Raw genomic sequence first — 8,591 nt, forward strand, 5'->3', positions numbered from 1 at the left:
GCCGTGTCGTGAACGTCCATGTCTGTGTCCTTTGGTGGCCCGGACCGTGCGGTCCGGGCGGGGGGTGGTGGTTCAGGCTGCGCGGTCGAGCAGGTGACGCACGAGGGCGATCAGGGCGCGGGCGGAGGAGCGCTGGTCGCGGGCGTCGCAGTAGATGACGGGGGTGTCCGGGAGCAGGTCCAGCGCCTCGCGGATCTCCGCCTCCTCGAAGTGGCTGGTCTGCGAGAAGGTGTTGACGGCGATCGCGTACTCGAGGCCGTACTCGTCGATCAGGTCGATGACCGGGAACGTCTCCTCCAGCCGCGAGGGGTCGACCAGCAGCAGGGCGCCTAGCGCGCCGCGGGCCATGTCCTCCCAGAGCTGCATGAAGCGCTGCTGTCCGGGGGTGCCGAACAGGTACAGCACCAGTTCGTCGCTCAGGGTCAGCCGGCCGAAGTCCAGCGCCACGGTGGTGGTCGCCTTGTCCGGGGCCCCGCGCAGGTCGTCGACGTGCATGGACGCCTGGGTCATCTTCTCCTCGGTGCGCAGAGGAGTGATCTCCGACAGGGACCCGATGAAGGTCGTCTTGCCCACGGCGAAGTGTCCGACCACCAGGATCTTCGCGGCGGTGGTCACCTCGGCGGAGACGTAGATGGAGCCGTTCGCCCCGGGGTCAGCCGATGTTGAGGGTTTCGAGTCCATGCAGAACCTTCTCGAGTATCGCTCGGGGAACGTGCTGGGCGGGGGCCGGTTCAGCGCGGCGCATGAGGTGCCCCTGCTCGAATAAATCGGACAGCAGCAGCCGGGCCACGCCGACGGGCAGGCCCAGATGACCTGCGACTTCGGCGACCGACAGGTAGCCGCCCGAACACAGCTCCCAGATGGCCCGGACTTCGGGGCCGGCCCCGAGCGGCAGGGTCCGGTCGGGGGCGATGCACACCAGGGTGTGCAGGGCCAGGTCGTCGTCGGAGGGGAGACGACGGCCACCCGTGATGACGTAGGAGCGGACGAAGTCGCTGGTTACCGGTGCGTCCTCGCCTGGCCAGGTCATGCGTCCACGCCGGTGTGCTGGCGCGGCGTGGCGCTCATCGCCTTGGTCAGCGCGCCCACCGTCTTCTGCATCCGGATCGACATGGCCTCCATGTCGACGTCCAGGGCGGTCGAGACGGCGAGGTAGGAGCCGCTGCCTCCGGCGATGAGGAAGATCCATCCGCCGTCGAACTCGATGAGCGTCTGCTTCCACAGGCCCTTGCCGCCGCCCACGAAGGGGGCGACGCTGCGGCACAGCGACTGCAGGGAGCTCATCGCGGCGGCGTTCCGTTCGGCGTCGTCACGGACGATGCCGTCGGAGCGCTGCATCAGCAGGCCGTCCGCCGAGACGAGGATGGCGTGCCGGGCTCCGCGTACCTCGAGCACGTCGTTCAGCACCCACGACAGGTCGGGATTCACTGGTTCTGAGGTCCTTCCGTGTTGTCCGAGTCCCGCCCGAGCAGGGTTCCGCGAGCGAATGCCTTGAGCCGTGAGGCGGTCTCCTCGCCGGCCGCGTCCAGGTCGGGCACCTCGACGCTGGGCGTGGCGACCACGGAGACGGTGCCGTTGCGGCGGCGCCGGCGCTTGGGCAGGCCGCCGGCCGTCTGTCCGACGACGAGGGAGGCGACCGGGGTCGGCTTGACCGCGACCGGCTCGCCCTCGTGGTCGTCGAGTTCGACGGGTGCCGGTGCGGGCACCTCCGCCGTCAGGAGGTTCTCGGGCACCCGGATCACGGCACGCACACCGCCGTAGGGGGAGACCGCGTCGACGGAGACGTGGAACCCGTAGTGGGCGGCGAGCTTCCCGGAGAGGGCGAAGCCGAACTTGGGCGGGTCGCCGAGGCTCGTGATGTCCACGGATCCGCCGGAGGTGAGCAGGGACGCGGCGCGGGCCTTGGTCTCCTGGTCCATGCCGAGGCCGGCGTCGTCGACGATCAGGCAGATCCCGGTGGGGACGGCCTGGATGTTGATCTCGACGGGGGTGCCGGGAGCGCTGTACTTGGTGGCGTTGTCCAGCAGTTCGGCCAGGACCATGGCGACCGGTTCGACCGCCCGGCTGGTGATCGCGACGTTGGCCTGCGAGTGGACCTTGACCCGCTCGAAGTCGCGGATCCGTCCCTGGGCGCTGCGGGCGACGTCGTACACCGAGGCGTCCCGGTCACGCCGGCCGAGCCAGCCGCCGCAGAGCACCGAGATGCCCTTGGTACGGCGGCTGAACTGGCTGCCGGTGTGGTCGACCAGCATCAGGTCGGCGAGGACAGCGTTGTCATCGCCGTACTTCTGCTGGAGTCCGTCGAGCAGGGCCAACTGCTCCTCGGCGAGGGTCGCCAGGGTGCCGACGGCCGACTTCAGGGTTGCCTTGGTCGCCGACTCGGCGTCCTTGCGCACCTCTTCCAGATCCGCGGCGTGCCGGGCGCTCACCGACGAGTACGTCGTCTGGAGCTCGGCGAGCTGACCTCGCACACTCGCCATGTCGCCGTGCAGTTTGTTGTTGTTCGCGCGGAGCTGGATGTTGGTTCTCCGTGCGCGCATCACTGCGAAAACCGCAGCGATGAGTACCACGAGCAGGACCCACAGGAGTGGATCTTCGAACAATGACGTCATGAGACTCTCTTCAAGTCGCCTCGCGTCGGGAGACTGACCGTGCATGGGACCCCGGAAATGCCCACCGCCGTGCGGCGCGGGCGTTACCGGCGGACCAACCGTCACTCCTTCACGATGGGGCCGTTTTGGCTGTCCCCCGTACGCGCGTATGACGCGTCATCAGCCTACTGAAAAGTGTAATGATCTTATCAGTTGTCACAGTGTCAACAGGCGTACCTGGCGCCACACTTGACGACTCTCCACAAAGATCCCGCAAAGGCCTCATCGGCCGCGGTCGGCGGTCGTCACCGCCCCGCGCTCCGGACCCGAACCCCGGCCGTCCGGTGTCGCCCGGCCGGCCGGCGGCTCAGGGCTGGTCGCCACCGTGGTGGCCGCACGGGATGCCCTGTTGCGGCCGCTCGTCCGTGATCGACGGCCGCAGCCTACCAAGGCGGTGAGAACACTTGCCGCCCGTCGGCGGAAAACTCGTTTGCGGCCGGCGCGCCCGCCCTCGACCCTTGCCTCATGCCCTATCTCCTGCGCGCTGCCGCGCCCACCGACGCGTCGGCCGTCACCGAGTTGCTCAACGAGATCGACCGGATCGAGATCGGGCGGCCCGAGACCGATCTGCACACGGTGGAGTCCGACCTGGCCCATCCCGAGGTGGACCTCGACCGTGACTCCTGGCTGGCCTTCGACGGAGCCCGCCTGGTGGCGTACGCCCTGGTCTGGGACGACTCGAAGGGCGAGCGCATCGACGCCGACCACTACGTTCTGCCCGACCACCAGCAGGCCGGCGAGCTCCTCCTGGAGGCGGTCGAGACCCGGGCGCTGGAGAGGGCCCGGGCGAACGGCGCCTCGAAGGCCGTGCTCCACCTGCACCTCAACTCGGCGCCGACGACCGACCTCGCGCTGATACGGGCGCGCGGGTGGTCGGCCGTACGCCGCTATCACGTACTGGAACGGCCGCTGCGGGCCGGCGAGGACCTGCCGCCCCAGCCGCCCGCGGGCGTACGGGTGCGGTCCTGCGCCGACGAGTCGGACCAGAAGCAGGTGTACGCCCTCTACCAGGCCGCCTTCGCCGAGCACTTCGACTTCCAGCCCCGCTCGTACGAGCAGTGGCTGGCCGACATCCACGCGGACCGGCTCGACTGGTCGCTGGTGTGGCTCGTCTCCACCGACGACCTCGGGGACGCCGGTTTCCTCATCTCCCGCGACGACCGCGAGGCCATGGGATGGATCCGCAGTCTCGGAGTCGTCCGCGAGGCCCGCGGCCGGGGCCTCGGCGGACTGCTGCTGCGGCAGGCCTTCGCCGCGTTCGCGGCCCGTGGGCGGGAGACCGTGGGACTGGGCGTGGACACCGAGAACTCCACCGGGGCGCCCGCATTGTACGCGCGCAACGGAATGTCGGTCCATTACGCCGTCGACACCTGGGAAATCGTGCTGGGCTGAAAAGTGAACTCCGCGGGAAATCTCTATTGATTCCTGTCGCGCAACAACGCGCAGACGAAGTTCTCCTGCAACGCCCGCATTCTGTGCAACCCTTGGGCGTCCGAGGATTGCGTGATCTGGGCCGTGACGGAGAAGGTCAGTGATCGGCGGCCGTCAGGGGTGGCCGCGATCAACTGGGTATATCCGAGCGTGTTCCCGGTGTGACCGAGGACGACACCGCATCGCGTCTCGTACCGGAAGACGGCCAGACCCGCGGAGTTGTGGCCCGGTCCGGCCGGTTCGGACGAGCCCTCGACCCACTGCCGCTGCTGCTCGACGGTCGACCGGTCGTACAGCCGCCCGGCGGCGTAGCCCCGGATGAACCGGGTCATGTCGGCCGGCGTGGAGACGATGCCTCCGGAGGCCCAGACGCCCGACATGCCGATGACCTCGCTGACGTCCTGCGGGGATCCGGCCTCGCTGACGTCGTAGCCGTGCAGGTAGGGCGTCGGCATCCGGTTGCCCTGCGGGAGACTCGTGGACTCCAGCCGGAGCGGCTCGTCGACGAGGTCGCGCAGAAGCTCCTCGTACGACTTGTGCGCCGCCGCCTCCGCCATGAGCGCCACGGCGATGTTGTCCGAGTTCGAGTAGCGGTACTGCGTGCCCGGCTTGAAGAGCAGGGGGTCGTCGGCGATGTAGTCGAGCAGGCGCCGGGAGTCGAAGTGGTGCAGGGGGTCGGCCCGGAGCTCGTCCACGAACCCGTCGCTCTTGGAGTAGTCCGGCAGGCCGCTGGTGTGACTGAGGAGTTGACGGAGCGTCACCGAGGCCCAGGCGTCAGGGAGTTGCGGGAGCCGTTCGCCCAGGGTGTCGTCCAGGCTCAGGGTGTCACGGTCGACCAGGGTGAGGGCCACCGCTCCGCTGAACGCCTTGGCGGTGCTCGCGATGCGCATGTGGTCGTCGGAGCCGGGCGACCGGTCCGTGCCCACCTCGGCGACTCCCGCGCGCACCACGCGGGTCCCGTTCTCGGTGCGCAGGACGGCGATGGCCCCGGGCGGTCCGCCCGTGCGGTTCACGAAGGCGTCGAGCTGCCGCTGGAGCGACTGGTCGCCCGACGGTTCGTCGGCGGCGACGGCCGTCGCCGGGGCCAGCGCGGTCAGGCAGACCGCGAGGACGGATGCCGCTCGCAGGCGGGATCGGCGTAGAGACATGGGGGCTCCCGGAAGTGGGGACGTCATGGCCCGCCGAGCGTCACCGGGAGCGACCATCCCCTGCTTCCCGGGCACCTGTGCACGAGCCGGTGGCAGGGCCACGGAGTCTCCCGTGAATTCACCCCGCCGGGGGTACGGTCCGAATTCGGTTTCCCAGACCCAGAATAACCACGTCGATTTCGAGGTGCCATGCGAGCCGCGTCTAACGCTGGACGCATCGGCGCCTGCCCTTCTGCCCTTCTGCCCTTGTGCCCGAATGGAAGCGGCTGCCCGCCGGTGGAATCACCCGGCGGACAGCCACTTCGCTACTTGTTCGTGCCGGTCGGTGTCACATAGAGCGGCGGCTGGTGCGTCGCAGGAGGACGAAGCCGCCGATCAGGAGGACCGCGCCGAGTGCGGCCGGCCACAACTGGGTGCCGGTCTCGGCGAGACTGCCCTGGTCGCCCTGAGGTGCGGGCTGGGCGATGGCGGCCGGGCCGCTGGGGGCGGTGTTGTCCTGGGCGACGGGCTGGGTGGCCTGGTCGTCGCCGGACCCGCTCCCGTTCCCGGCCCCGTTTCCGTTGCCGGTCCCGGGCGAGGGCGCGGTCGTGCTGTGGGCGGTGGGTGAGCTGTAGGTCTTCGGTTCGTTCTCCGCCGGCGCGGTCGTCTGGTCGCCTGCCGGGGCTTCGGCGGTCTGCGTGGGCTGCTGCTGCGGCTCGTCGTTTCCGGGGTTGTCCCCGGAGCCGTTGTCGCCGTTGCCGTTGTTGCCGTTGTCGCCGTTCCCGTTGCCCGGGTCCTGACTGGCGCCGGGGTCGGGGGCGGTGCCGCCACCGTTGCCGTCGTCGCCGCCGTTGTCGCCCCCGCTGTCGCCGTTGCCGTTGCCGTTGCCGTCGTCGCCGCCGTTGCCCGGGTCGTCCTGGCCCGTGCCCGCGCCGCACTCACGGCCGTCGTTGATGCAGCCGACCATCTCGTTCATCAGGTTCTCGTCGAAGACGTTGATGAAGTCGCCGTGGTCGGTGACGGGCTTGTGGAGCTGCTCCGGGAAGGAGTCGACCGCGAACAGCGGGGTCGTGCGGCCGCCGTCGTTCAGGCTCGGCGCGTCGACGTCGTAGACGATCCGCTGGACCAGCTGCGGGATGGCCTGGAAGCCGTTCGGGCAGGTGCCGTCGTTCTGGGCGAACGCGACGTGGGTGCGGTGATTGGCGCTGTCGATGTTGCGGCCGTCCCAGCAGCTCTGGAACTTGAAGGTGCGCACCACGTCACTGCCCTGCGGGCACAGCGGGTACTTGTCCTTCAGCTGCCGGTCCTCGAAGCCGGTGCAGCTCCACGACGCGTTGGCGTTTGCGGTGCCGTTGACGAAGGCCTTGGCGTCACCGGTGATGATGCGCAGCAGACGGGGCATCGCGGTGACCTTGCTGCGGGGGTTGCCCACGAACGTCAGCGTTACCTCCTTGGGGGTGACGATCTGACCGGCGTTGCCCTCGATGCCGCCGCCGGGCTTGTCGGCGTCCTGCTCCTGCGTGCCGTTCTGGAGTCGGATCACGGGCCAGTAGTACGTGGACTTGTCGCCCTGGTCGACACAGCTCGTCTCGGCGTTCGCCAGGTCCTGGTCGCTGGCGAAGGCGGTGTTGGACTGGTTGCCGATGTAGTCGTGGAAGTGGTGGGCGCCGTTGGAGACACCGGGGGCGACGATGACGTTGTCCGAGTTGAACAGACCGTTGGCGTTCACACCGCAGCTGGTGACGAAGGTCCCGCGGGAGGCGTCGCCCTGAGCCTGAGGCGCCTGCGCGGTGGGTGGAGCGCTGGTGATGTCGGCGTAGTCGGCGGCGACGGGACCGTTGCCGGCCTGTCCGCCGTTGCCCTGCTGCTGGCCGCCCTGGTTCTGGCCGTCGCCCTGCTGACCGTCCTGGTTCTGGCCCTCCTGGTCCTGGCCTTCCTGGTTCTGGCCGTCGGCCTGCTGGCCGTCCTGCTGCTGGCCGCCCTGCTGGTCCTGACCGTCGCCGTTCTGGTTCTCGGTCTCGCGCAGGGTGCAGTCGGCCATGTCGCCGAGGCCGTCCTGCTGTTCGCCCGCGCCCTGGAGGGCGGCGGTGATGCGCTCGATCGTGGCGGCGCGGTTCTCCTGGAGCGGCTCGACGATGCGGTTCTGCGCGGACTCGCGGCTGTCCACCGTCGGGTCCTGGAGCTGCCGGTAGGCCTCGGCTATCTGCTGGTCGAGGAAGGCGAGCTCCTTGTCGACCTCCGCCCTCGACGCGTCCGGCACGTCGGTGAGCGTGTCGCCGACGTCGGGGCAGTCGATCGTGACGGCTCCCCACGACGTCTGCTGCGGTGTGCCGCTCTCCGTGGCGGAGGCGTACACGTTCGCCGCGACCAGGCCACCACCCCCGAGCATCAGGGCTACTGCGGCGAAGGTCGCACGTCGTGCGCCTGTCGGTCGTCTGCGATTACTGCGTCCCACGGAACTACTCCTGCGCGTGTCGGCTGTCCGGGCATGCACATCCCTCGCCCCATACGGACCGGGGGCCCGGTGTGTTCAAGCGCCTCGGAAATTCACAGCACCCTCATACGGAACACCGGGTTCCACCACTCGCTGCCGAACCCCTGTGCAGGGAAAACGAGATGACCCGCGCGTGTCCGCGCCCTACGGTTCTCGTCATGAACAGCACGGCCACCGGGCGCCTCCTGAACGTCGTGGACGTCGAAGCCACCTGCTGGCCCGGCTCTCCTCCCCCGCGCGCGGTCAGCGAGATCATCGAGATCGGACTGACGGTCGTGGACCTGTCGACCGCCGAGCGCGTCGAGCGGCACCGGATCCTGGTGCGGCCCGCCCGCTCCGAAGTCAGCGCGTTCTGCACGGAGTTGACGGGTCTCACCCAGGAAGAGGTCGATGCGGGCCTGCCGTTCGGCGAGGCGTGTCGACTGCTGGCCGCCGAACACGCCTCCGGGGCGCGCCCGTGGGCGAGTTGGGGCGACTACGACCGGCACCAGTTCACCCGGCAGTGCGGGGCCACGGGGACGCCGTACCCCTTCGGCCGCCGCCACACCAACGCCAAGGCGGTCTTCACCGAGGTGCACGGCCTCCGCAAGCGTCCGGGCATGGCCCAGGCCCTCGCCCTCGCCGGACTCCCCCTGGAAGGGCGCCACCATCGCGGCGAGGACGACGCGTGGAACATCGCCGCCCTGGTGCTTCACCTGGCGGAGCGGAACGGCTGGCCTCCGGAATGAACGACCCCGTCACCGAGCCCGAGGACGGCACCCGGGTCGTGGCCTGAGCCGTGCTCATGGCGGAAGTCCCCACACCCGCCGAGATCGCCGCCGGCCGCAGCCCAACCCGCCCCCTCACAGCCGCAACCTCAAGGTTGCGGCTGTGAGGGGGCGGGTTGGG

The 8,591-nt window shown here is 69.6% G+C and carries 8 protein-coding genes; 2 read left to right on the forward strand and 6 right to left on the reverse strand.

All coding sequences use genetic code 11. The features are described from left to right. Window positions 1-72: 72 nt before the first annotated feature. Genes AOJ26_RS38695 through AOJ26_RS38710 form a run of 4 tightly spaced genes read right to left on the reverse strand, consistent with a single transcriptional unit; the run spans window position 73 to window position 2,612 of the window. Entirely contained in the window at window positions 73-681 is a 609-nt protein-coding gene (locus tag AOJ26_RS38695; RefSeq protein WP_053853024.1) for a GTP-binding protein, read from the reverse strand. Next, window positions 653-1,030, reverse strand: coding sequence for a DUF742 domain-containing protein (locus AOJ26_RS38700; RefSeq protein ID WP_053853025.1), 378 nt, complete (start codon window positions 1,028-1,030; stop codon window positions 653-655). Before AOJ26_RS38700 ends, AOJ26_RS38695 begins: the two co-directional genes overlap by 29 nt. Next, on the reverse strand, window positions 1,027-1,428 hold the full coding sequence (locus AOJ26_RS38705) for a roadblock/LC7 domain-containing protein (RefSeq protein ID WP_053853026.1): 402 nt from the start codon (window positions 1,426-1,428) through the stop codon (window positions 1,027-1,029). Before AOJ26_RS38705 ends, AOJ26_RS38700 begins: the two co-directional genes overlap by 4 nt. Then, window positions 1,425-2,612, reverse strand: a complete 1,188-nt coding sequence (locus AOJ26_RS38710) for an ATP-binding protein (protein ID WP_053853027.1) — start codon at window positions 2,610-2,612, stop codon at window positions 1,425-1,427. Before AOJ26_RS38710 ends, AOJ26_RS38705 begins: the two co-directional genes overlap by 4 nt. A gap of 504 nt (window positions 2,613-3,116) precedes the next feature. Here AOJ26_RS38710 and AOJ26_RS38715 point away from each other — a divergent pair. Further along, window positions 3,117-4,043, forward strand: coding sequence for a GNAT family N-acetyltransferase (locus tag AOJ26_RS38715; protein WP_053853028.1), 927 nt, complete (start codon window positions 3,117-3,119; stop codon window positions 4,041-4,043). 23 nt (window positions 4,044-4,066) lie between these two features. On the opposite strand, the gene AOJ26_RS38720 is transcribed toward AOJ26_RS38715, so the two are convergent. Together AOJ26_RS38720 and AOJ26_RS38725 are read right to left on the reverse strand one after the other, a co-directional pair. Further along, window positions 4,067-5,230: a serine hydrolase domain-containing protein gene (locus tag AOJ26_RS38720; RefSeq protein WP_234358780.1), complete on the reverse strand. Its 1,164-nt coding sequence runs from the start codon at window positions 5,228-5,230 to the stop codon at window positions 4,067-4,069. Between the two features lie 328 nt (window positions 5,231-5,558). Next, window positions 5,559-7,598 carry a DUF1996 domain-containing protein gene (locus tag AOJ26_RS38725; RefSeq protein ID WP_053853029.1) on the reverse strand — a complete coding sequence of 680 codons (2,040 nt, stop codon included), beginning with the start codon at window positions 7,596-7,598 and terminating at the stop codon, window positions 5,559-5,561. A gap of 263 nt (window positions 7,599-7,861) precedes the next feature. On the opposite strand from AOJ26_RS38725, the gene AOJ26_RS38730 reads away from it, so the two are divergent. Beyond that, on the forward strand, window positions 7,862-8,431 hold the full coding sequence (locus AOJ26_RS38730) for a 3'-5' exonuclease (RefSeq protein WP_053853030.1): 570 nt from the start codon (window positions 7,862-7,864) through the stop codon (window positions 8,429-8,431). Window positions 8,432-8,591: the final 160 nt, after the last annotated feature.

It is taken from the genome of Streptomyces sp. NRRL B-24085, from assembly GCF_001282115.1.
In the GTDB taxonomy this organism is placed as follows: Bacteria; Actinomycetota; Actinomycetes; order Streptomycetales; family Streptomycetaceae; genus Streptomyces.